Raw genomic sequence first — 21,972 nt, forward strand, 5'->3', positions numbered from 1 at the left:
GGTTCACTCGATTCAGGGTCGCTCGGGCGGCAGACGGGTGGCAATGATGAAGGCTGCCAGCAAGGCTACCAGACTGGCGATGGCGAAGGTCCAGGCCGGGCCCAGGCCCTTCCAGCTGTAACCGGCATATAGCGCGCCCAACGCACCGCCGATGCCGGCCAGGCTGACATAGAGCGCCTGGGCCTGCCCCTGCTGGCGGTCCGCAAAACTGCGCTGCACGAAGTGGATACAGGCAGCATGGAACGCGCCGAAGGTGGCGGCGTGCATGCACTGCGCCAGCAGCAGCACCGGCAGGTACTGGGGCAGACCGCCCAGCAGCAGCCAGCGCATGGCGGTGATCAGGAAGCTGGCCAGCAGTACCGCGCGCAGCGAGTAGCGCTGCAGCAGTCGCGCCATGACCAGGAACAGCAGGATCTCCGCCGCCACCCCCAAGGCCCAGAACAACCCGATGGCGCCACGACTGTAGCCAACGCCCTCCAGGTGCAGAGTGAGGAAGGTGTAGTACGGGCCGTTGCTCAACTGCATCAGCCCGACGCTGAGGTAAAACGCGAGGATGCCGGGGCGACGCAATTGGCGCACAAAGCCTTCCGGCTCCAGCGTGCTCGGGCGCAGCACAGGCTGTGCATTGGGCACCCAGAAACTGCTGACGACGATACCGGCCATGATCACCAGCAGCGCTGCCGGATAGGCATCCAGACTCAGCCACTCAAACAGCAGGCCGAGGCCGACCACGGCGACGATAAAGCCGATGCTCCCCCACAAGCGAATCTGGCTGTAGCGCGCCGCCTGCTCGCGCAGATGGGCCAGGGTGATGACCTCGAACTGCGGCAGTACCGCATGCCAGAAGAAGGCGTGCGTGGCCATGATCAGCGCCAGCCAGGCGTAGCTTTGACTGAAGAAGATGCCGGCGAAGCAGACCAGGGTGCACAGCGCGCCGAAACGTACGATCAACAGGCGCTGCCCGGTGTGGTCACCCAGCCAGCCCCACAGGTTCGGTGCCAGACAGCGCATCAGCATGGGAATGGCGATCAGCTCGCCGATCCGCGCCGGAGAAAAGCCCAGGTGGTCGAAGTACAGCGCCAGGAACGGCGCCGTACCCCCGAGCAGAGCGAAGTAGAAGAAGTAGAAGCCGGACAGCCGCCAGTAAGGCAGGGCCGCACGCGCCCAGGTCACAGCTGTGGCAGCACCGGTGTGGTGACGCGCACGTCGGCGTTCTGCGCGCGGTGACGCAGCAGGTGATCCATCAGCACGATGGCCATCATCGCCTCGGCGATCGGCGTGGCACGAATGCCCACGCAGGGGTCGTGACGGCCCTTGGTGATCACATCCACCGGGTTACCGTCGACGTCGATGGAGCGCCCCGGCGTGGTGATGCTGGAGGTCGGCTTGAGCGCCAGGTGGGCAACGATCGGCTGGCCACTGGAAATACCACCGAGAATGCCGCCAGCGTTATTGGAGAGGAAGCCCTCCGGAGTCAGCTCGTCGCGGTGCTCGGTGCCACGTTGGGCGACGCAGGCGAAGCCGGCGCCGATCTCCACGCCCTTGACCGCGTTGATGCTCATCAGCGCATGGGCCAGTTCGGCGTCGAGGCGGTCGAAGATCGGCTCGCCGAGGCCCGGCATCACCCCTTCGGCGACCACGGTGATCTTCGCGCCGACCGAATCCTGGTCACGGCGCAGCTGATCCATGTAGGCCTCCAGCTCCGGCACCTTGTCCGGGTCGGGGCTGAAGAAGGCGTTCTGCTCGACGCTGTCCCAGGTCTTGAACGGGATCTCGATGGGGCCGAGCTGGCTCATGTAGCCACGGATGACGATGCCCTGGCTGGCCAGGAACTTCTTGGCGATGGCGCCGGCCGCCACACGCATGGCAGTTTCGCGCGCCGAGCTGCGGCCGCCGCCACGGTAGTCGCGGATGCCGTACTTGTGGTGGTAGGTGTAGTCGGCGTGGGCCGGGCGGAACAGATCCTTGATCGCCGAGTAGTCCTTGGACTTCTGGTCGGTGTTGCGGATCAGCAGGCCGATGGAGCAGCCGGTGGTCTTGCCCTCGAACACGCCGGAGAGGATTTCCACCTCGTCGTCTTCCTGGCGCTGCGTGGTGTGGCGGCTGGTGCCAGGCTTGCGGCGATCGAGGTCGCGCTGCAGGTCTTGCAGAGTAATCTCGACACCAGGCGGGCAACCGTCGACGATGGCGACCAGCGCCGGGCCATGGCTTTCGCCAGCGGTGGTGACGGTGAACAGCTTGCCGTAGGTATTGCCGGACATGGGAAGACGCTCCGCGAAATTCAGCTCAGGCCCGGCGCTGCGCAGGCCCGATTCACAAGGTGGGCGAGTATACCTGCCGATAACTTGCAGTTCACCCCGAACGGGCATTTCTAAAAACGTAAGCGAGGCAGTCAGCACAAGGCTGAAAACAGGCGAAAAGCGGAGTTTACGGGCTGTAAATGAGCATTTGAGCCTGTTTTCTAACGCAGTGATGATAACGCAGCTAGTTTTTAGAAGTGCCCGAACCTTGGCCAGCCGAACGCGTCCAACGCCAGTCTGCCACTACCTTGTTCCCATCATGCTACGAGCTCTACTCTTGTCCCTCACCCTGATCACCGGCCTGGCTCAGGCCAACACCACCCAGCAATCACCCATCAGCCTCGACACCGACCAGGGCACCCTGTACGGCAGCCTGCTGGTGCCGCAAAGCGACAAGCCGGTGCCAGTGGCGCTGCTGATCGCTGGCTCCGGCCCCACCGACCGCAATGGCAACAACCCCGAGGGCGGCCATAACGATGCACTGAAGAAGCTGGCCCAGGTCCTGGCGCGCAATGGCATCGCCAGCCTGCGTTACGACAAGCGCGGCGTCGCCGCCAGCCGCGCTGCCACGCCGGACGAAAAGGACCTCAGCGTCGAGCGTTACGTGGCCGATGTCGAAGGCTGGGCCAAGCTGCTCAGGGACGATCCGCGTTTTGATCGACTGATCCTGATCGGTCACAGCGAGGGCGCACTGATCTCCAGTCTGGCCGCGCCCGCCAGCCAGGCCGATGCACTGGTGTCCATCGCCGGCCCCGCCTACCCCGTTGGCCAGGTGCTGGATATGCAGCTGGCCATGCGCCTGCCGCCGCCGCTCCTGGCCGAGAGCAGGCACATCCTCGCCAACCTGATCCGCGGCAAGCTGCAGCCCGAGGTGCCCAAGGAACTGCAAGCGATCTATCGCCCCAGCGTGCAGCCCTACCTGATCAGCCTGCTGCGCCAGGACCCGGCGGAGAACTTCGCCGCGCTGCAGATCCCCGCCTTGATCGTGCAAGGCACCCACGATGCCCAGGTCAGCCCCGACAACGCCGAAGCCCTCAAGCAGGCCAAGCCCGATGCCGAACTGGCGATGATCGCCGGCATGAACCACGTCATGCGCATCACCCCGGCGCCCTGGAACGAACAGCTGGCGTCCTACGACGATCCGCAGCTACCCTTGGCCCGTGCGCTGGGCGAACGGATCCTGTCCTTCATTCGCTCCAGTACTGAGGAAAATGGCCGATAACGCATCGAAGGCCACCGAACGGTACACAGGACGCCCATGAGCGAAAACCCAGCCCCGCAGGCACCAGCGCCAGATGCCGAAGCTGCGACAAGCGAAACGCCTGCCGCGCCGCATCCCTGGGCGGACCTGCCAGCCGAGCAATTCAGCCTGCTGCGTCTGGCGCCACTGCCCGTCGACCGGGAAACCGGTCCGCGGCCGCTGCGCTTCGTCCAGCTTGGCCGGGTGGAACGCCACGCCAAAGACACGAGCCTGCTGCGCCTGACCATCCAGGTGCCCGGCCAGCGCCTGCATCGCCAGCAAAACCTGCTGGAGGTCTGGGCCGACCATCAGCGCAAGGAAGTTCGCTTCGGCCCGGACAAGGGCCTCAGCGTAGAACCGGCCAATCGCGGCCTGGGGCGTTTTCTCATGGCTCAGGGCATTGCCTGGGCGCGCAAGCAGTACGCGCACTACCAGGTCGAGGGCGCCGCCCTGCCGACCAAGGACAATTTCAACGACGCCGCCCGCGCCCGCCGTGACCACGCGCTGAAGGCGCAGGGTTTCACCATCGAGTACAGCGACCCGTTGCAACTCAAGCCCTTCTACAGCGCACCGCGCGTCAGCTCGCTGCATGGCGACTGGCATGCAGAGAAGGTACAGATCATCGAGTTGCTGGACGCCGCGGCGATGCTGCAGCAGGCCGACCAGACGCTGCAGCAGCAGGACGTCAAACTGCGCAAGCTGGAAGATCGGCTCGAGCGTCTCAAGCGTGACGACAGTGGCCTGCGCTTCACCATCACCTGCCTGGTGGCGTTCAGCCTGTTTCAGGCGGGGTTGCTGATCTGGATCGCCACACGCTGATCCATTGCGGCGGAAGCCGCGAAAAATCAGCCCGTAAAGTAATGCCATTCAGTTGAGCCGTTGCCCTCGGTCCTTGTAGGAGCCGGCTTGCCGGCGATCCGCCATAAAAAGCATCGCCAGCAAGCTGGCTCCTACAGAAAGTGCCCCCTCCACTGTAAGTGAGAGGGGTAAAGAACTTATCTGATCAGCCTTAGCCCTACGCTCTAACAGCCCTTGGTGCGCACCGGCGAATCAGCCTTCGATACGCGAACGAAACAGTGCCTGATGCTCGCGACACTGCTTGGCCGCCAGCAGGAACACACCATGCCCGCCGCGCTGGAAGTCCAACCAAGTGAAATCCACTTCCGGGTACAGCGCTTCGACATGCACCTGGCTGTTGCCCACTTCGACGATGAGCACGCCACGCTCGGTCAGGTGATCGGCCGCTTCAGCCAGCATGCGTCGCACCAGATCCAGGCCATCATTGCCGCAGGCCAGGCCCATCTCCGGCTCGTGCTGGTACTCGGCCGGCATGTCGGCAAAATCCTCGGCGTCGACATAAGGCGGGTTGGAGACGATCAGGTCGAAACGCTGCCCCGGCAACCCGGCGAAGCCATCACCCTGCACGCAGTACACGCGCTCCTCCAGGCCATGACGCTCGATGTTGAGGTTGGCCACCTCCAGCGCGTCGAACGACAGATCGCCCAGCACCACTTCCGCTTCGGGGAATTCGTAGGCGCAGGCGATGCCGATGCAGCCAGAACCGGTGCACAGATCGAGAATGCGCGCCGGCTCGGTTGGCAACCAGGGGGCGAAGTGACGGTCGATAAGCTCGGCGATCGGCGAGCGCGGCACCAGCACACGCTCATCGACGACGAAGGGCAAACCGCAGAACCAGGCTTCGCCGAGCAGGTAGGCGGTGGGTACGCGCTCTTCGATGCGGCGCTTGAGCAGCGTCTGCAGGTGAGCGTGCTCGTCGTCTTCCAGGCGGCAATCGAGATAGGCGTCGGAGATTTCCCAAGGCAGGTGCAGCGCGCCGAGCACCAGCTGACGCGCTTCATCCCAGGCATTGTCGGTGCCGTGGCCGAAGAACAGTTGCTCGGCCTGAAAACGACTGACGGCCCAGCGGATGTAATCACGCAGGGTACGTAAACGGGTAGTGAGAGCAGTCACGGGCGGCCTCCGGGTGAAAAGTGCGGAAGTTTAGCCCAGTGCGGGTGGCCAGCGCATGAATGAGCGGTTAACGAACATTCATGAGCGCTCGCGCTTCTTGCGCAGTGCATCGTCATCAGGACGGCGCAGCTCGCGCAGAACGGCGATGGCCACGGCGATGGAGAACAGAAGCCAGAAATGCGGGGAAAACTGCGACAAAAGTGACATGGCAACTCCTTTTGCGTACGACCCTGAGTCCTTCAGGGCAGTTCCGATTCTGCTCCGGCAAAATGCACCGAGCAAGCCTTGGCGCAGATAGAGGTTCACAGAGCGCCCTGGCAAGCGGACAATGGCACATTATCACCATCAGCCAGGAGCCCGAGATGTCCCATCCGCAAACCATGTTCCAGCTCACCGGTCGTGGCCACGCACCGGCCAGCCTGAACAATGCGACCCTGCTGATCATCGATGCCCAGGAAGAGTACCGCAGCGGCGTCCTCGCGCTGCCGGGCCTGGCCCCCGCACTGGCAGAGATCGCCAGCCTGCTGGCAGCAGCGCGCAGTGCCGGTGCCGACATCGTTCACGTCAAACACCTCGGCATTCCCGGCGGCCTGCTCGACCCCAGCGGCCCGCGCGGTCGTCATCTACCGGAGGCAGCGCCACTGGCAGGCGAAATCGTGGTGGAAAAACGCCTGCCCAACGCCTTCGCTGGTACCGAGCTGCATGACCGCCTGCAGGCGCTCGGCCATCTTGACCTGATCGTCTGCGGCTTCATGACCCATTCGAGCGTCAGCACCACCGTGCGCGCAGCCAAGGACTACGGGTATCGCTGTACCTTGGTCGATGCTGCCTGCGCTACCCGCGACCTGCCTGCACCGGATGGCAGCGTGATCGCCGCCGCCGAGGTGCACCGCATCGAGATGATCGCCTTGGCCGACAATTTCGCCACCTTGGTGCCGCACGCCAAATCGCTGGTGTGAAACCTGAAGCAGTATCGCCAGCACTGCGGAACCCGGACGCGACCAGCCGGTCATACCGAGGATAAGCCAAAGGAAATCGGAATGAAGCTGTCCGACGATTTCGATGCACGCCGCTTGCGTCCACGCCCGCCGAAAAACTGGCGCCTGCGTATCGGAGCCGGCCTGGGCGCCCTGCTCGCTGCCTTCGGCATTCTGCTGGCGATGGCGGGTGTCGCCTCGCTGGCAGGCCGCGCGCCGGTACTGGGTACGCTCAACGACTCCACCGGCGAGGCCACCGTCCTGCTGCTGCTCGGCCTGTTCCTGTTGTGGGCCGGGATCGCTTTCTGGCGTCGCTGCCGCAGACGCCTGCGTCGCCCCAGCGATCTGAGCCTGTCGCCATCATTGATGAAAAAGCGCGACTGATCACCCGAAAACACAGCACCAAAAACCGTAGGAGCCGGCTTGCCGGTGATGCTCTTCTTCAATCGAATTGATGATCGCCCGCAAGCGGGCTCCTACAAATTCGTCTTTCTACGCTTACACGGCCGGCATTTGGGTAAAATGCCAGCCTGTTTCGCGGAGCCACCGATGCAAGACGACGACTTTTCCCTGTTCCAGGCCGAGCTGCGCGGCGTCAAGCCGATCAAGCACGACCGCGCCGATACCGGCAAACCCAAAACTGACCGTAAACAGTTCAACACCCTGCGCCAGGCTGCAACCATCAGCCAGGGCGAGATCAAGGTGGACGGGCTGTCCGACCAGTTCGTCATCGACGTTGGCGCTGAAGACCCGCTGTACTGGGCCGGCAACGGCGTGCAGGACGGTCAGATGCGCAAGCTCAAGCTGGGCCAGATTCCGTTCGACGGCAGCCTCGACCTCCACGGCATGAGCGTCGAGAAAGCGCGCGACACGCTGTGGGAGTTTCTCGCCGAAGCCACCAAGTTGGAGATTCGCTGCGTACGCGTCACCCACGGCAAGGCGGTGCGCATGGATGGGCGCAAACCGATGATCAAAAGCCATGTGAACACCTGGCTGCGCCAGCACCCGCAGGTGCTGGGGTTCAGCTCCTGCCTGGCCAAGCACGGCGGCACCGGCGCGGTATACATCATCCTCAAGCGCACCATGATGGATGGTCGCGACGAGTAATCAGAGAACCTGGCACTCTTGCCAGGCCCCTGTCGGCGCCCTACCCTGCGCCCATTCGATACCCAACAGGATTTTCCATGTCCCTGGAACAACAGTACACCGCGATCCTTGGCCAGCTTGGCGAGGACGTTTCCCGCGAAGGCCTGCTGGACACGCCCAAGCGCGCCGCCAAGGCCATGCAGTACCTCTGCCGTGGCTACCAGCAGACGCTGGAAGAGGTCACCAACGGCGCGCTGTTCAGCTCCGACAACAGCGAGATGGTGCTGGTCAAGAACATCGAGCTGTATTCGCTGTGCGAGCATCATCTGCTGCCGTTCATCGGTAAGGCCCATGTTGCCTACATTCCCAACGGCAAGGTGCTCGGCCTGTCCAAGGTAGCGCGCATCGTCGACATGTACGCCCGCCGCCTGCAGATCCAGGAAAACCTCAGCCGGCAGATCGCCGAAGCAATTGAGCAGGTCACCGGCGCACTCGGCGTGGCAGTGGTCATCGAAGCGCAGCACATGTGCATGATGATGCGTGGCGTGGAGAAGCAGAACTCCTCCATGGTCACCTCGGTGATGCTCGGCGAATTCCGCAGCAACCCGGCGACCCGCGGCGAATTCCTCAATCTGGTTCGTTGACACCACTCAAGACGACGGCCGCTCACTTCGGTGAACGGCCGTCGCCGTTTAGCGTGAAAGTCGCGTAGCGACGCCTTCTTCGATGACCCTTCTCCCACCGGGAGAAGGTGGCGCGAAGCGCCGGATGAGGGTGGGCACGCCGCAAAGATCATTTGCAGTGCCGCCCGCGGCATGCCCGTTCAGGAGTTAGAAAGATGTTGCTCAAAGCCCTTCGTATCGGCCTGGGTCAGCTCGTCGTGTTCGCCGACTGGATCAGCCGCCCGCGCAAGCTAAAGCGCAGCCCCGAGGCGCAAGCCGAGGTCGAGCGCGCCACGGCCAACCTGGCGCTGTACCAGTTCCACGCCTGCCCGTTCTGCGTCAAGGTCAGGCGCAGCCTGCACCGCCTCAACCTGCCGGTGCAACTGCGCGACGCCAAGAACAACGCCGAACATCGTCAGGCACTGGAGCAGCACGGCGGCCGCATCAAGGTGCCGTGCCTGCGCATCGAGGAAAACGGCCAGAGCACCTGGCTGTACGAGTCCAAGGCGATCATCGCCTATCTGGATCAGCGCTTCGCCGGTTGAGCCGCGCTTTCGTAGGAGCCGGCTTGCCGGCGATGCTTCTGCATAAAGGATCGCCGGCAAGCCGGCTCCTACAGATTCTGGGTTCGACACCTAAATTCATGCAATCCGGGAGCCTTGGAGCTACCCTGCACCGGTCATTTCGCGGCTGAAGCCGCTCCTACAAGATCGGCGTATCTTCGCCTGCCTCTTCAGGCGCGAGTTCTGCTCGCGAACAGCGCCTACGCCTCGATACCGTAGACTTTGAGCTGGTCGAGGAACTGCGCTTCGTCCAGCACCTTCACCCCCAGCTCGCTGGCCTTGGCCAGCTTCGAGCCGGCACCTGGCCCGGCAACCACGCAGTGGGTCTTGGCCGAGACAGAACCGGCCACCTTGGCGCCCAGGCTCTCCAGCTTTTCCTTGGCGACGTCGCGACTCATCACCTCCAGCGTGCCGGTGAGCACCCAGGTCTGGCCGACCAGGGGCAGACCTTCGGCAACTTTCTTCTCGCTTTCCCAGTGCATGCCGAAATCGCGCAGTTGCTGCTCGATAGCGCGCGCGAGCTGGGCGTTATCGGCATTGTCGAAAAACTCGCGTACAGCCTTGGCCTGTTTCTCCGGCAGGGCCTGACGCATGTCCAGCCAGTCGCCGCCAAGCACACCCTCCAGACTGCCGAAACGCTCCGCCAGCTTCTGCGCCGCTCCGGGGCCGACACTCGGAATGTTCAGCTTATCGAGCATGTCCCCAAGGGTGGCGACGGCCGAGAACTCGGCGCTCAGCTCACCCTCTTCCTGCAGTTCGAGACCGCATTCGCCCAGCAAGGCGCTGATCACCTGCTGATTGTGTTCATCCTCAAAGAAGCTGTGGATCTCGTGCGCGACCTCCAGACCAATATCCGGCAGATAGGTCAGCACTTGCGGCAGTGCCTTGCGCACACGCTCCAGCGAGGCCAGGGAGCGCGCCAGCACCTTGGCGGTTTCCTCGCCCACATCGGGGATGCCGAGCGCATAGATGAAGCGCGCCAGGGTCGGCCGCTTGCTGTCCTCGATGGCCTTCAGCAGCTTGTTGCTGGAGACTTCGGCGAAGCCTTCCAGGCCGATGATCTGCTCGAAGGTCAGTTTGTACAGGTCGGCCGGCGAGCCGATCAGCTTCTCGTCCACCAGTTGCTCGATGGTCTTGTCGCCGAGGCCTTCGATATCCATGGCACGGCGCGAGACGAAGTGGATGATCGCCTGCTTGAGCTGCGCCTGGCAGCTCAGGCGACCGACGCAGCGATACACCGAACCTTCGCTGACCGATTCCTTGCCCTTGCTGCGCTTGACCAGTTGCGTGCGCTCCACCGCCGAGCCGCACACCGGGCATTGCTCGGGAATGTGCACCGGGCGCGCGTTCTCCGGGCGACGCTCGGGCACCACGGCCATCACCTGCGGGATCACGTCGCCAGCACGGCGGATGATCACCGTGTCGCCGATCATTACACCCAGGCGTGCCACCTCATCCATGTTATGCAGGGTAGCGTTGGCCACCATCACACCGGCCACCTTGACCGGATTCAGACGCGCCACTGGCGTCACCGCACCGGTACGCCCGACCTGAAATTCCACGTCGAGCAGTTCGGTCAGCTCTTCCTGCGCCGGGAACTTGTGGGCGATGGCCCAGTGCGGGGTACGCGCGCGGAAACCCAGTTGCTGCTGATCTTCGATATTGTTGACCTTGAACACCACGCCATCGATGTCATAGGCCAGGCTCATGCGCCGCTCGGCGATATCTCTGTAGTAATCCAGGCAGGCCTCGACGCCCTTGGCCAGCTTCAGTTCGCGACTGATGGGTACGCCCCAGGCCTTGAGCTGCTGCAGCATGGCCACCTGGGTGCCCGGCAGCTCGCCGCTGACCTGACCAACGCCATAGCAGCAGAACTCCAGCGGGCGGCTGGCAGTGATCTTCGGGTCGAGCTGACGCAGGCTGCCGGCAGCGGCGTTACGCGGGTTGGCGAAGGTCTTGCCGCCGCTCTCGGCCTGGCGTGCGTTGAGCTCCTCGAAACCGGACTTGGGCATGAACACCTCACCGCGTACCTCCAGCACCTGCGGCCAGCCCTCACCCAGCAGCTTGAGCGGCACATTGCGAATGGTGCGCACATTGCTGGTGATGTCTTCGCCGGTACTGCCGTCGCCGCGCGTGGCGCCGCGCACCAGTTGGCCGTTCTCGTAGCGCAGGCTGACGGCCAGGCCGTCGAGCTTGGGTTCGCAGCTGTACTCGATCTCAGCGCCGCCGCCGAACAGGTCGCCACCCTGTACGCCGAGGCCGTTCTGCACGCTGCGGTCGAAGGCACGCAGATCGTCCTCATCGAAGGCGTTGCCCAGGCTGAGCATCGGCACTTCATGGCGCACCTCGCCGAAGGCGCTGAGCGCCTCGCCGCCGACACGCTGGGTCGGCGACTCCGGCGTGACCAGCTCCGGGTGCTCGGCCTCCAGCGCCTGCAGCTCGCGGAACAGTCGGTCGTACTCGGCATCGGGAACGCTCGGCTCATCCAGCACGTAGTAACGGTAGTTGTGCGCGTCCAGTTCGTTGCGCAGTTCGGAAATACGTTGGGCGGCGTCGGTCATGCTCGGTCTCTCAAACGAAAAGAGCAGCCTTGGCTGCTCTCTTTCGACTTCGTGTACGGGTCAGCGTTTCTGGGTCAGTTGCCGGCGCTCGAATTCGACGATGCGCTGGCGATAGTGTTCGATGGTCTGCGCAGTCATCACGCTGCGCTGGTCGTCCTTCAGCTCACCGCCCAGTTCATGGGCCAGCTTGCGCGCGGCCGCGACCATGACGTCGAAGGCCTGCTTGGGGTGACGCGGGCCAGGCAGACTGAGGAAGAAACTCACCGCGCGGGTGCTGAAGCCTTCGATATCGTCGAGATCGAAGGTGCCCGGCTTGAGTGCGTTGGCCATGGAGAACAGCACCTCGCCATTACCCGCCATGCTTTCGTGACGATGGAAGATGTCCATCTCACCGAAGCGCAGACCGCTTTCGAGGATGTTCTGTAGCAGCGCCGGGCCCTTGAAGCCGAAGTCGTCGCGGGCGACCACGTTGATCACCAGCACCTCTTCTACCGGTGCGGCATCGGCAGCCGGCTTGGAGGCTTTCTTCGGTTCGACGGGTTCGTCATCGACCGGGTTGAGCAGAGTCGGCACCGGCTCATCGACAGCCAGATTGAGGTCGCCCTGTTGCGGCTCGTTGCGTGGACGACGTGGCAGGTCCTTGGCGCTCATCGACGGCAGTTCGTCTTCGTCTAACTGCGGCTCGTGGTCGCGATTTACCACACGTGGCGTACTGAGCAAATCTGGGTCACTGTCGTCATCAGGCATGTTGGCGAAGCTGCGGTCGAGCCTGAATTTGAGCTTGCCCTTGCCACCGCGCATACGGCGCCAGCCGTCGAAAAGGATGCCAGCGATAACGATGATGCCAATAACGATCAGCCACTCGCGCAGACCGAATTCCATGAAATACCTGACCCTTAAAAATTCTGGTGAAAAAAAGATCCAATCAAACGGATCACAACTCGACTATAAAGCGCGGCGCCAACTTGATGTTCTATCTGACGTTTTCCGCGTGTAACAAAAGTGGGCAATAAGCTAGCACGACGAAAGGCAACTTTACACAGGGAGCCACACAAGGTTTTGCCTATATTCAGTTAATCTCGCGGCGCTCTGCCATCACGCCTCCACCATCGCCAGCGCCTCCTCGACATCCACCGCCACCAGGCGCGAACAACCCGGCTCGTGCATGGTAACCCCCATCAGTTGGTCGGCCATTTCCATGGCGATCTTGTTGTGGGTGATGTAGATGAACTGCACCGTCGCCGACATCTCCTTGACCAGCCGCGCATAGCGCCCGACGTTGGCGTCGTCCAGCGGTGCATCCACTTCGTCCAACATGCAGAACGGCGCCGGATTGAGCTGGAAGATGGAAAACACCAATGCCAAAGCGGTCAACGCTTTCTCTCCACCGGAGAGCAAATGAATGGTGCTGTTCTTCTTGCCCGGGGGCCGCGCCATGATGGTTACACCGGTATCGAGTAAATCTTCGCCGGTGAGTTCCAAATAAGCGTTGCCGCCACCGAAAACTTTTGGAAAGAGTGCCTGCAAACCGCCATTGATCTGATCGAAGGTGTCCTTGAAACGATTGCGCGTTTCCTTGTCGATCTTGCGGATGACGTTCTCCAGGGTTTCCAGCGCCTCGACCAGGTCGGCGTCCTGAGCATCCAGATAGCGCTTGCGCTCGGACTGCTGCTGATACTCGTCGATAGCCGCCAGGTTGATCGGCCCGAGACGAGCAATACGCGCGGCCATGCGCTCCAACTCCTCTTCCCAGGCGCTTTCCGTGGCCTCGGCCGGCAGCGTGGCGATCACCCCGTGCAGGTCGTAATTGTCCTCGGCGAGCTGGTCGGCCAGGGCCTTGCGCCGCACGTTAAGCGACTGCCAGTCCATGCGCTGTTGCTCCAGCTGGCTGCGCAGCAGTTGCGCCTGCTGCTCGGCCTGAGTGCGGCGTTTCTCGGCATCGCGCAATTCGCGGTCGGCATCTTCCAGCGCCAAACGCGCCTGGCGCAGTTCGTCGTCCACCGCCATGCGTCGTTCGAGCAGCTCCTCGAGCTTGATGCGCAGCTCTTCCAGCGGCGCCTCGCCCTCTTCTAGGTTCAGCGACAACTGCTCGCGCCGCTCGTGCAGACGCTCGGCCTGCATCTGCAGGCGCTCCAGCGCCTGACGGGTGGAATCGTGCTGCGCCTTGAGCGAGCCGACGCGCACCGCCAACTGGTGCGCATGATCCTTGTGCTGGCGGGCTTCCTGGCGCACACGGTCGAGGCGCTCGCGCAGGCTGTCGCGGCTGGCCAGCAGGCTTTCGCGCTGCTCGTTATCCAGCGCCATGGCGTCTAGCGCATCCTGCAATTGCAGGCGCGCTTCGCCCAGTTGCTCCTGCTCGATCTCGCGCTGCTCGGCGGCCTCCTGCAGTTCGTCCTGCAGACGACGACGGCGCAGGCCCAGTTGCTCGGCCTTGGCCTGGCTCGCGGACAGCTTTGCCTTCAGCTCGCTCAGCTGGCGCGCCAGTTCCTGACCCTGACGGCGTTGCTGCTCGCGTAGCTCTTCCTGCCGGCGTTGATCATCGCGCAGCGCCAGCAAGCGTTCATCCAGTTGCGCCAGGGCCGCTTCACGCTCTTCGCGCTCCAGCTGCAGACGCTCCAGTTCCTGCCCCCGCGCCAGCACGCCGCTGTCGGCTTCGGCGGCGCGGCGCACACGCAGGAAGTGCCGGCCGACCCAGTAGCCGTCGCGGCTGATCAGGCTTTCGCCTTCGACCAGTTGCGCACGGGCGGCCAGCGCCTGCTCCAGGGACTCCACCGGGCGCACAGCGGCCAACCAGGGCGACAGGTCGTGGTTCGACTCCACCTTGTCCAGCAGGCTACCGGCACGGCGCGCACCGCCCTTGGCGGGGCTGGCCAGGCGCAGCTCACCCTGCTCCAGCGCGGTGAAATCCAGCCCGGCGAAATCGTCCAGCAGCACGGCCTGCAGGTCGGCACCGAGCACGGTTTCCACCGCCAGCTCCCAGCCAGCCTCCACGCGCAGGCCTTCGGCCAGGCGCGGGCGCTGCAGCAGGTTCTGCTCGCGCAGCCACTCGCCAGCACCCTGCCCTGGATCGAGCGCCGCCTGTTGCAGCGCCTCCAGCGAGGCCAGGCGACCGTTCAGGCGTTGCAGCTCGCCCTGCGCCTGCTGCTGGGCCTGACCGGCCTGCTGCAATTCCTCGCGCAGTTGCTGCAGGCGCTCGGCCTGTTGCTCTTCGGCCAGGTGCAGGGCTTCCTGCTCCAGCTCACCGGCAGCCAGCTGTTCGTTCAGTTCGAGAATGGCGGCGTCTTCCGGGTCGGCCACCAGTTGCTGCAATTCTTCGTTGAGACGACGCTGGCGTTCTGCCAGACGCTCCAGGCTCTGTTCCAACTGGGCGATGCGCGACTGCTGCACTTCGGCCTGGCGACGCGGCTCGGCGCTGCGCTGGTTGAAACCGTCCCACTGCTCCTGCCAGCCGTGCATGCTGGCTTCGGCCTCTTCCAGGCTGGCGGCGGACTCCTCGGCAGCGGCGGCGGTCATCTCCTGCTCGGGCAGGAGCATTTCCAGCTCTTCACCGAGGGTGGCCAGCAGGGTGCGGTCGTGGCCCAGGTGCGACTCGGTTTCCAGACGCGCCTTTTCTGCCTCGCGCAGGTCATCCTGCAACTGGCGCAGGCGCTGCTGGCCATGCTGGATGCTCTGCTCGACGCGGGCGATATCGCCGCCCACGGAATAGAAGCGGCCCTGCACCAGGTTGAAGCGCTCGCTCAATTCGTGATGGCCATCGCGCAGGCGCTCGATGCAGGCGTCGGCGCTGCGCTGCTCGGCCACCAGGGCCTCGAAAGCCACCTCCTGATCGCCTATCACCTGCTCGCGGCTGCCAACCTGCTGGTTCAGGTTCTGCCAGCGCAGGGCCAGCAGCTGTGCCTTGAGCTGGCGCTCTTCGGCCTTGTATTCCTGGTACTTTTCCGCCGCCTGGGCCTGACGGTGTAGGCGCTCGAGCTGGCGCTCCAGCTCTTCGCGCAGGTCGCTAAGGCGCTCCAGGTTCTCCTGGGTACGGCGGATGCGGTTTTCGGTCTCGCGGCGGCGCTCCTTGTACTTGGAGATGCCAGCGGCTTCCTCGATGAAGTTGCGCAACTCCTCGGGCTTGGCCTCGATCAGCTTGCTGATCATGCCCTGCTCGATGATCGAGTAACTGCGCGGGCCAAGACCGGTGCCGAGGAAGATATCGGTGATGTCGCGGCGGCGGCATTTGGTGCCGTTGAGGAAGTAGGTGTTCTGTCCGTCGCGGGTCACCCGGCGGCGAATGGAGATTTCGGCGAAGGCCGCGTATTCGCCCACCAGCGAGTTGTCGCTGTTGTCGAAGATCAGCTCGATGGAGGCCTGAGTCACCGGTTTGCGGGTGTTGGAGCCGTTGAAGATGACGTCGGTCATCGACTCGCCGCGCAGGTTCTTCGCCGAGCTTTCGCCCATTACCCAGCGCACGGCGTCGATGATGTTCGACTTGCCGCAACCATTGGGCCCGACCACGGCCGCCATGTTGCTGGGGAAGCTCACCGTCGTCGGGTCGACGAAGGACTTGAAGCCCGCCAGCTTGATGCTCTTCAGGCGCATCGCGGCTTAGCGCTCGGCCAGGGTGGCCAGCACCAGCTGGCAGTTATGCTCACCGTAGGCCTGCAGCACCTCGCGGGCACGCACGGGGTCGCGGGTGATGATCGCCTGCAGCAGACTGGCGAAGGTGTTCATGAACTGACCCATCTCACCTTTGCGCCGTTCCAGCGCCAGATGATAGGTGCGGCTGATGGCCGGCAGCAGATTCTCCAGGGTTTCCTGCAGGTAGGGATTGTCGGCGAAGGGAAAGGCCGCGCGCATCACATCGAAACTATTCTCGACGAAAGCGCTGATATCGTCGCGCTCGAGACTGTCCTGCAGGCGATTTTTGATCTCGATGAACGGCGCCAGATCGGCCTCCACCTGCCAGCGTTCGATCACCGCGCGGGCCAGCATGGCGTACAGCTCGATGCTCAGCGCATAGAGACTGGTGACGTGGTGCGGGGTCAGTTCGCTGACCTGGGCACCGCGGCGCGGCAGGATCACGATCAGGTGGCGCCGTTCGAGAATCAACAGGGCTTCGCGTACCGAACCACGACTGACGTTAAGGGCCTGGGTAACTTTCTGCTCCTGGATACGTTCGCGCTCCTTGAGCTCACCGCGAATGATCCGCTCTGCCAGGTAATGGGCAATTTGCTCGGCGAGGCTGTCCAGGGCCTTGAACGTCATGACATTCCTTAAGTTGCGTCGATCCAGAGGCAGGCGGTCGAGTCTGAGAGCCCCGCTGCAGCTGGGCAGGAGCACGAAAATTCGACGGTGAGTTTAACACAGGGCGCATCCGGGCCAAGCGTACGGCATGACACTTGCTGCATGAATGGCCAGATTCACGGATCAGGCTGCCAAAATCACGCTGACTTTCAGGTCAGAAATTTATTGACCAAAAAGTCAGAGAATTCTAGATTGCCTCCATGGCCAATCACGTCCGGGCCTTGCAATGCGTGCACATATCCGGCGAGCCAAACGATTCATAACAATAAAGCGCCTGGAGGTCGTCCTTGATCCAGTTTTTACTCAACCGGGAGCTGCGCACCGAGCATGCCCTGGACCCCAACGTCACCGTGCTCAACTACCTGCGTGAGCACGTCGGCAAAACCGGAACCAAGGAAGGCTGCGCCTCCGGCGACTGCGGTGCCTGCACCGTGGTGGTAGGCGAGCTCGAGGGCGACCGCGTACGCTACCGCACCCTCAACTCCTGCCTGACCTTCGTCTCCAGCCTGCACGGCAAGCAACTGATCACCGTCGAAGACCTCAAGTACCAGGGCAAGCTGCACAGTGTGCAGCAGGCGATGGTCGACCGCCATGGCTCGCAGTGCGGCTTCTGCACCCCCGGTTTCATCATGTCGCTATTCGCCCTGCAGAAGAATTCGAGCGGCTACGACAAGGGCGCCACGCTGGAAGCCCTGGCCGGCAACCTGTGCCGCTGCACCGGCTACCGCCCGATCATCGACGCCGCCGAGCAGGCCTGCTGCCAGAAGCAACCGGACCAGTTCGATGCCTTCGAGAGCAACACCGTGGCCCAGCTCAAGGCCATCGCCCCGCGCGAGACCGCCGGACTCAATAGCGGCGACAAGCGCTGCCTGGTGCCGCTGACCGTGGCCGACCTGGCCGACCTCTACACCGCCAACCCGCAAGCCCGCCTGCTCGCCGGCGGCACCGACCTGGCCCTGGAAGTCACCCAGTTCCACCGTGAATTGCCGGTGATGATCTACGTCGGCCACATCGAAGACATGAAGCGCATCGAAGTGACCGACAGCGCCATCGAGATCGGCGCCGCGGCGGCGCTGTCCGACTGCTACGAAGCGCTGTCGCGCGAGTTCCCGGACTTCGGCGAGCTGCTGCACCGCTTCGCCTCGCTGCAAATCCGCAACCAGGGTACCTTGGGCGGCAATATCGGCAACGCCTCGCCCATCGGCGACGCCCCGCCGCCGCTGATCGCCCTCGGCGCGCAGATCGCCCTGCGCCAGGGCAACACCCGGCGCATCCTGCCGCTGCAGGACTACTTCCTCGACTACAAGGTGACCGCGCGCCAGGAAGCCGAATTCATCGAGAAGATCATCGTGCCGCGCGCCCAGGCCTACCGGGCGTTCCGCGCCTACAAGGTGTCCAAGCGCCTGGACGACGACATCTCCGCCGTCTGCGCCGCCTTCAACCTGACTATCGTCGACGGCGTGGTCACCGAAGCGCGCATCGCCTTCGGCGGCATGGCCGCCATCCCCAAGCGCGCCAGCGCCTGCGAAGCGGCCCTGGTCGGCTCGACCTGGTATCCGGGCGTGATCGAACGCGCCTGCAACGCACTGGCTGAGGACTTCACCCCGCTGTCGGACTTCCGCGCCAGCAAGGAATACCGCCTGCTCACTGCCCAGAACCTGTTGCGCAAGTTCTTCCTGGAGCAGCAGTCGCCCGAGATCGAAACCCGGGTTACCGCTTACGCCTAAGAGCCTGTTCTAAGGGCGCAGTGAATTGATACGCCGCCGGCCAGCCCGGCGGCATGCGAAGTTTTGGAGGCGAAGATGTCCAGTCATACCGAACACAAATCCCAGGAAGAGCTGGCCGCCCTGTTCCGTGCCGGCATGACCAGCGGCGTCGGCCGCAGCGTCAAGCACGAGAGCGCAGACAAGCACGTGTCCGGCGAAGCGGTCTATGTCGACGACCGCCTGGAGTTCCCCAACCAGTTGCACGTCTATGCGCGCCAGTCGGATCGTGCCCATGCGCGCATCCTGCGCATCGACACCCGCCCCTGCTACGAGTTTCCGGGCGTGGCCATCGCCATCACCAAGGATGACGTGCCGGGCCAGCTGGACATCGGCCCGGTGGTCGCCGGCGACCCGCTGCTGGCCGACGGCAAGGTCGAGTACGTTGGTCAGGTGGTGCTGGCGGTAGCCGCTGACAGTCTGGAAACCGCGCGCAAGGCGGCCATGGCCGCCATCGTCGAATACGAGGACCTGGAGCCGGTGCTCGACGTGGTCGAGGCCTACCGCAAGAAGCATTTCGTACTCGCCAGCCACACCCACCGCATCGGCGACTCGGCCAGCCAGTTGGCCAGCGCCCCGCGTCGCCTGCAGGGCACCCTGCATATCGGCGGCCAGGAGCACTTCTACCTGGAAACCCAGATTTCCTCGGTGATGCCGACTGAAGACGGCGGCATGCTGGTCTACACCTCGACGCAGAACCCCACCGAGGTGCAGAAGCTGGTCGCCGAAGTGCTTGGCGTGCCGATGAACAAGATCGTCATCGACATGCGCCGCATGGGCGGCGGCTTCGGCGGCAAGGAAACCCAGGCCGCCGGCCCGGCGTGCCTGTGCGCAGTGATCGCGCACCTCACCGGCCGGCCGACCAAAATGCGTCTGCCGCGCATGGAAGACATGAGCATGACCGGCAAGCGTCACCCCTTCTACGTGGAGTACGACGTCGGCTTCGATGACGACGGCCTGCTGCACGGCATCGAGATGGACCTGGCCGGCAACTGCGGCTACTCGCCGGACCTGTCCGGCTCCATCGTCGACCGCGCCATGTTCCACTCGGACAACGCCTACTTCCTCGGCAACGCCACCATCAACGGCCATCGCTGCAAGACCAACACCGCCTCGAACACCGCCTACCGCGGTTTCGGCGGCCCGCAGGGCATGGTCGCCATCGAGGAAGTGATGGACGCCGTCGCGCGCAGCCTGGGCAAGGACCCGCTGGAAGTGCGCAAGCTCAACTACTACGGCAAGACCGAGCGCAACGTCACCCACTACCACCAGACCGTCGAGCACAACGTCATCCACGAGATGACCGCCGAGCTGGAAGAAAGCGCCGAGTACGCCAAGCGCCGTCGCGAAATCATCGCGTTCAACCAGAAAAGCCCGGTATTGAAGAAAGGCCTGGCCATGACCCCGGTGAAATTCGGCATCAGCTTCACCGCCACCTTCCTCAACCAGGCCGGCGCGCTGATCCATATCTACACCGACGGATCGATCCACCTTAACCACGGCGGCACCGAGATGGGCCAGGGCCTCAACACCAAGGTGGCGCAGGTCGTCGCCGAGGTGTTCCAGGTCGATATCGAGCGCATCCAGATCACCGCCACCAACACCGACAAGGTGCCCAACACCTCGCCCACTGCCGCCTCAAGCGGCACCGACCTCAACGGCATGGCGGCGAAGAACGCCGCCGAGACCATCAAGCAGCGCCTGATCGACTTCCTGGTGCGCGAGTACAAGGTCACTCCGGAAGACGTCGAATTCAAGGGCGGCCAGGTGCGCGTGCGCGATCACTTCCTGTCCTTCGAGGAGGTGATCCAGAAGGCCTATTTCGGCCAGGTATCGCTGTCGTCGACCGGTTTCTACCGCACGCCGAAAATCTACTACGACCGCGACAAGGCGGCCGGCCGCCCCTTCTATTACTACGCCTACGGCGTGGCCTGCGTGGAAGTGCTGGTCGACACCCTGACCGGCGAATACCGCATGCTGCGCGGCGACATCCTGCATGACGTCGGTGACTCGCTGAACCCGGCCATCGACATCGGCCAGGTCGAAGGCGCCTTCGTCCAGGGCATGGGCTGGCTGACCATGGAAGAGTTGGTGTGGAACGCCAAGGGCAAGCTAGAGACCTGCGGCCCGGCCAGCTACAAGATCCCGGCCATCGCCGACATGCCCATCGACCTGCGCGTGAAGCTGGTGGAAAACCGCAAGAACCCGGAAGACACCGTGTTCCACTCCAAGGCCGTGGGCGAGCCGCCCTTCATGCTCGGCATCGCTGCCTGGTGTGCCCTCAAGGACGCCGTGGCCAGCCTGGCCGACTACAAGGTGCAGCCGCAGATCGACGCGCCGGCCACGCCTGAGCGCGTGCTCTGGGGTGTGGAGCAGATGCGCAAGTTGAAGGCTACGGCCAAGGCTGCCAGCGCTGCCGAGGTCGAACCGGCCTGACCTGGCGCAGCCTCAGGCCGCCGTGGGAGGGGCTTTAGCCGCGACTGTCGCCGCTGCAACTGCAGGGATGCAGGAGGTAGAGCGAAGCAGGATGCCCGAGCCGAAAGCGCCTCCCACAGCCCTGCGACTGCGAACGAATGATGAATGGGTGTACAACAATGACAAAACACACCGAACCGAATAACCGCCCCGCTCACCCGGCGCCGGAGCCGATTCTCGATCCGTCGCCGAGCAACTGGCGCCTGCCGCGCCCGGGACAAACCACGCCTTCCTGGAGGCTGAGCAAATGAGTTGGATCAGCGCCCTCGCCGAGTTGCAGCAACAAGGTGAAGCCTGCGTGCTGGTGACCATCATCGAGGAACGCGGCTCGACGCCGCGTAATGCCGGCTCGAAGATGGTGGTCACCGCCGAGCGCATCTTCGAGACCATCGGCGGCGGCCATCTGGAATACAAGGCCATGGAAATGGCCCGCGAGATGCTCGCCAGCCGCAGCCAGGACACCCGCCTGGAGCGCTTCTCCCTCAGCGCCAGCCTCGGCCAGTGCTGCGGCGGCGCCACCGTGTTGTTGTTCGAGCCCATGGGCCAGCCGCAGGCGCAGATCGCCGTATTCGGCGCCGGCCATGTCGGTCGCGCGTTGGTACCGCTGCTCGCCAGCCTGCCGTGCAAGGTGCGCTGGATCGATTCGCGGGAGAACGAATTTCCCGAGCACATCCCCGCCGGCGTGGAGAAGATCGTGGGCGACGAGGTGGTCGACGAGGTGGAGAACATGCCGCCCGGCAGTTACTACATCGTCATGACCCACAACCACCAGCTCGATCTGGAGCTGACCGCGGCGATTCTCAAACGCGGCGACTTCGCCTATTACGGCCTGATCGGCTCGAAGACCAAGCGCGTCAAGTTCGAGCATCGCCTGCGCGAGCGCGGCTTCGAAGAAACCCTGATGGCGCGCATGCGCTGCCCCATGGGCCTGGCCGAAGTGAAAGGCAAGCTGCCGGTGGAAATTGCCGTGTCCATCGCCGGCGAGGTGATCGCCACCTATAACGCAAGCTTCGGTCAGGACGTGAAAAAGGGTGAGTCCAGCGTCGCCAAGCTATTGCCGGCCTCGCGCCGGTCCTGACTCTGCC

Annotated in this window: 18 protein-coding genes; 10 read left to right on the top strand and 8 right to left on the bottom strand. The window is 63.8% G+C overall.

The genetic code is table 11. The features are described from left to right. Positions 1-12 precede the first annotated feature (12 nt). Positions 13-1,173, bottom strand: a complete 1,161-nt coding sequence (locus tag PSOLE_RS16045; RefSeq protein ID WP_003460881.1) for an MFS transporter — start codon at positions 1,171-1,173, stop codon at positions 13-15. Further along, entirely contained in the window at positions 1,170-2,261 is a 1,092-nt protein-coding gene (gene aroC, locus PSOLE_RS16050; protein WP_003460880.1) for a chorismate synthase, read from the bottom strand. The genes PSOLE_RS16045 and aroC overlap by 4 nt, the downstream gene beginning before the upstream one ends. Positions 2,262-2,559: 298 nt before the next feature. Between aroC and PSOLE_RS16055 the strand changes: the two genes are divergently transcribed. Together PSOLE_RS16055 and PSOLE_RS16060 are read left to right on the top strand one after the other, a co-directional pair. Further along, entirely contained in the window at positions 2,560-3,522 is a 963-nt protein-coding gene (locus tag PSOLE_RS16055; RefSeq protein ID WP_039964689.1) for an alpha/beta hydrolase, read from the top strand. 36 nt (positions 3,523-3,558) lie between these two features. Further along, complete coding sequence (locus PSOLE_RS16060) at positions 3,559-4,359, top strand: hypothetical protein (RefSeq protein WP_074857913.1); 801 nt, start codon at positions 3,559-3,561, stop codon at positions 4,357-4,359. A gap of 231 nt (positions 4,360-4,590) precedes the next feature. Here the strand turns inward: PSOLE_RS16060 and prmB are convergent, their stop codons facing one another. Together prmB and PSOLE_RS24955 are read right to left on the bottom strand one after the other, a co-directional pair. After that, a complete protein-coding gene (gene prmB / locus PSOLE_RS16065; protein WP_074857911.1) occupies positions 4,591-5,511 on the bottom strand; it encodes a 50S ribosomal protein L3 N(5)-glutamine methyltransferase in 921 nt (306 codons plus the stop codon). Positions 5,512-5,589: 78 nt separating this feature from the next. After that, entirely contained in the window at positions 5,590-5,718 is a 129-nt protein-coding gene (locus tag PSOLE_RS24955; RefSeq protein ID WP_017679228.1) for a hypothetical protein, read from the bottom strand. Between the two features lie 155 nt (positions 5,719-5,873). Between PSOLE_RS24955 and PSOLE_RS16070 the strand changes: the two genes are divergently transcribed. The 5 genes from PSOLE_RS16070 (at position 5,874) to PSOLE_RS16090 (ending at position 8,781) form a co-directional block, all read left to right on the top strand. Further along, a complete protein-coding gene (locus tag PSOLE_RS16070; RefSeq protein ID WP_074857908.1) occupies positions 5,874-6,470 on the top strand; it encodes a cysteine hydrolase family protein in 597 nt (198 codons plus the stop codon). Positions 6,471-6,551: 81 nt separating this feature from the next. Further along, positions 6,552-6,872: a hypothetical protein gene (locus PSOLE_RS16075; protein ID WP_074857906.1), complete on the top strand. Its 321-nt coding sequence runs from the start codon at positions 6,552-6,554 to the stop codon at positions 6,870-6,872. A 165-nt stretch (positions 6,873-7,037) separates the two neighbouring features. Then, entirely contained in the window at positions 7,038-7,595 is a 558-nt protein-coding gene (locus PSOLE_RS16080) for a Smr/MutS family protein (RefSeq protein ID WP_003460873.1), read from the top strand. 77 nt (positions 7,596-7,672) lie between these two features. Beyond that, positions 7,673-8,218 carry a GTP cyclohydrolase I FolE gene (gene folE, locus PSOLE_RS16085; RefSeq protein WP_003460872.1) on the top strand — a complete coding sequence of 182 codons (546 nt, stop codon included), beginning with the start codon at positions 7,673-7,675 and terminating at the stop codon, positions 8,216-8,218. A 194-nt stretch (positions 8,219-8,412) separates the two neighbouring features. Then, a complete protein-coding gene (locus PSOLE_RS16090; RefSeq protein WP_003460871.1) occupies positions 8,413-8,781 on the top strand; it encodes a glutaredoxin family protein in 369 nt (122 codons plus the stop codon). Between the two features lie 218 nt (positions 8,782-8,999). Here the strand turns inward: PSOLE_RS16090 and ligA are convergent, their stop codons facing one another. The 4 genes from ligA to PSOLE_RS16110 form a co-directional block, all read right to left on the bottom strand. After that, on the bottom strand, positions 9,000-11,360 hold the full coding sequence (ligA, locus tag PSOLE_RS16095; RefSeq protein WP_003460869.1) for an NAD-dependent DNA ligase LigA: 2,361 nt from the start codon (positions 11,358-11,360) through the stop codon (positions 9,000-9,002). Between the two features lie 60 nt (positions 11,361-11,420). Next, positions 11,421-12,242: a cell division protein ZipA gene (zipA, locus tag PSOLE_RS16100; protein WP_074857903.1), complete on the bottom strand. Its 822-nt coding sequence runs from the start codon at positions 12,240-12,242 to the stop codon at positions 11,421-11,423. 213 nt (positions 12,243-12,455) lie between these two features. Continuing rightward, a complete protein-coding gene (gene smc / locus PSOLE_RS16105) occupies positions 12,456-15,944 on the bottom strand; it encodes a chromosome segregation protein SMC (protein ID WP_074857900.1) in 3,489 nt (1,162 codons plus the stop codon). Positions 15,945-15,950: 6 nt separating this feature from the next. Continuing rightward, positions 15,951-16,610 (bottom strand): GntR family transcriptional regulator, encoded by a 660-nt coding sequence (locus PSOLE_RS16110; protein ID WP_074857897.1) that lies wholly within the window; start codon positions 16,608-16,610, stop codon positions 15,951-15,953. Between the two features lie 326 nt (positions 16,611-16,936). On the opposite strand from PSOLE_RS16110, the gene xdhA reads away from it, so the two are divergent. From xdhA to xdhC, 3 genes are all read left to right on the top strand, one after another. After that, positions 16,937-18,376: a xanthine dehydrogenase small subunit gene (gene xdhA / locus PSOLE_RS16115; RefSeq protein WP_074857895.1), complete on the top strand. Its 1,440-nt coding sequence runs from the start codon at positions 16,937-16,939 to the stop codon at positions 18,374-18,376. 75 nt (positions 18,377-18,451) lie between these two features. Continuing rightward, positions 18,452-20,848: a xanthine dehydrogenase molybdopterin binding subunit gene (xdhB, locus tag PSOLE_RS16120; RefSeq protein ID WP_074857892.1), complete on the top strand. Its 2,397-nt coding sequence runs from the start codon at positions 18,452-18,454 to the stop codon at positions 20,846-20,848. A gap of 286 nt (positions 20,849-21,134) precedes the next feature. After that, positions 21,135-21,965 carry a xanthine dehydrogenase accessory protein XdhC gene (xdhC, locus tag PSOLE_RS16125; RefSeq protein ID WP_074857889.1) on the top strand — a complete coding sequence of 277 codons (831 nt, stop codon included), beginning with the start codon at positions 21,135-21,137 and terminating at the stop codon, positions 21,963-21,965. Positions 21,966-21,972 lie beyond the last annotated feature (7 nt).

The sequence above is a fragment of the Pseudomonas oleovorans subsp. oleovorans genome, from assembly GCF_002197815.1.
Lineage (GTDB): Bacteria > Pseudomonadota > Gammaproteobacteria > Pseudomonadales > Pseudomonadaceae > Aquipseudomonas > Aquipseudomonas oleovorans.